This window comes from Miniimonas arenae, assembly GCF_006351005.1.
Classification (GTDB): domain Bacteria; phylum Actinomycetota; class Actinomycetes; order Actinomycetales; family Beutenbergiaceae; genus Miniimonas; species Miniimonas arenae.
The window spans coordinates 1-1956 of the sequence record NZ_VENP01000111.1 but is presented as its reverse complement, the minus strand read 5'-3'; the positions used below and the strand labels follow the sequence as shown (position 1 = coordinate 1956).

Sequence of the window (1956 nt, the reverse complement as noted above, 5' to 3'; positions counted from 1 at the left end):
GTTGGAGTTGGCCTGCATGTTGACCGACATCGGGCTGCTCGACTTCGTTCCACGCGCGGTGTGAATGACGGTCTGGAGGACGACGCTGCCCCCCGTGGTCTCGGAGTAGTTGCTCAGGCTCCGAGGGTAGCCAATTCCGATGGAAAGCGACTGGTCGGCGCACGCGTCGGTCGAGTCGACCCAGTCGTAGTAGGCGCCGAGGGTGGTCTTCGGGAGCTCAGAGCTCAGGTTGTAGATGTACCAGGAGGCGATCCCGCTGGGACCGCTGCCCTTGCTGCCCCAGAAGGCCGAGTAGACGCCTGGGGCGCAGGCCGGTCGAATACCGAGCATCTGGGAGTTGTACTGGTAGGTGTCCACCTCAATGCCCCAGTCCGTGGGGATCACGTCTGGGCTGTTGCTGCCGCCGTTCCAGATGCTGTAGACCGCCACGTTGGCCGCGTCGGCGCCCTCGACTCCAGTGAACGATTGCAGGGCGTAGATCTCGTTGTAGTGAGGGAACCACGTCGCCGAGGCGAGCCGGGCAGCAGTGTCCGTGGGTGCAGTCTCGGCAGCTGCGGCGACCTTCGCGTCCACCTCGGCCGTGGGCACCGCCAGCGGTGCCGTGAACTCGGGGAGGTCGGCACTGACGTCGAGGATCACTTCGCCGACCTTCGCCTGGACTGCGTCGAGCGCACTGCTGGTGCTGCGCTCCGACTGTGAGGTGGTCGCCTCCACCTCCGCGATGAGCGCGACGGCCTGGGGCTGGGTTCCGGTCTCGGTCTCGAATGACTCCAGGAAGGCTTCCACGCTCTGTCCACTGTCGATGAAGTACTCGCCCTCGATGCCCGGCTGCTCGTGCCGAACGCCAACGACGTCGAGATCGACATCGTCGATCAGGGTGAGAGCGTCGTCCACCGTGACGGGGTGGCTCAGCGGCACCTCAACGCGAGCTATCTCGGACGGCAGGTCTTGCTGGACCCGGCGCCGGCACCGGTCCAGGGCGTCCCCGGCGAGGCGCACGACGTGGAACGGGTCCATGACCGCGACCGCGTCGGGCAGCTCCTCGGTGGTGGCGGTCTTGAAGCCGGTGAACCCGTCCATCGCCACGACCTCCAGGGCCTCCCGCCAGGGCGCAGGGCGCCCGGCGAGCCAGGTCTTGAACGCCTGCTTGGAGCGGCCCGGGACCATGTCCAGCAGGCGGCAGGGGCCGGTCCCGTCCCGGATCGGGGTCAGGTCGATGATCACGGCGACGTACTTGTCCCCGCGGCGGGTGTGTCGCCACACGTGCTCGTCGACACCGATCACCGCGACGCCGTCGAAGCGTTCGGGATCCTCGATCAGGACCCGCTTGCCCTCGGCCAGGACTGCGTCGTTGGCCGTGTTCCACGAGACCGCCAACGCCTCGGCGATCCGGGCGACGGTCAGGTGCCCGACCACCAGCCCTTCCAGCGCCCACCGCATCCCGCGACGGGACAGCTTCGCACGCGGCTCGGCAGCGAGGCTGGTGTCCTGGCGCCAGACGTGACCGCACCCCGTGCACCGGTAGCGGCGCACCGTGACCAGCAACGTCGTCGGACGCCAGCCCAGCGGCTCATGGGCGAGCCCACGGGTCACCGTGTCCCGCACGGTGCCCTCGCAACCACAACGCCGGCACCAGCGGTCCGGTTCGAGCACGCGACAGGCCAGCACCGCCCGGTCCGGCTCGAGCCGCTGCCAGGTCACCTCCAGCTCGAGCTCGTCCACGCGCGCGAACGCGGTCACGTCAGGGCAGGCGAAGGTAGCGTCAGACACGTCGAGGTCTTCCCGATGGGCTGTGTGAGAACTCCCATCCTCGGAAGACCTCGACCTCTACCCGGCACCGACGCGCCGCCCCTCACCACACCCTCAACTGCGACACTCCTATTGACTGGAGTCAAGCGGCGGCCGTTTCGCGCTGGGGCAGCAGCACTTCGACGATGAGTGGGTAGAGCTGGCGCA

1 pseudogene is annotated in these 1956 nt (G+C 68.1%); it reads right to left on the bottom strand.

Going from position 1 to position 1956, the window contains the following annotated elements:
* Nucleotides 1-945: 945 nt before the first annotated feature.
* A pseudogene (locus FH969_RS14780) lies at nucleotides 946-1770 on the bottom strand (ISL3 family transposase); the annotation flags it as partial.
* Between the last annotated feature and the right edge of the window lie 186 nt (nucleotides 1771-1956).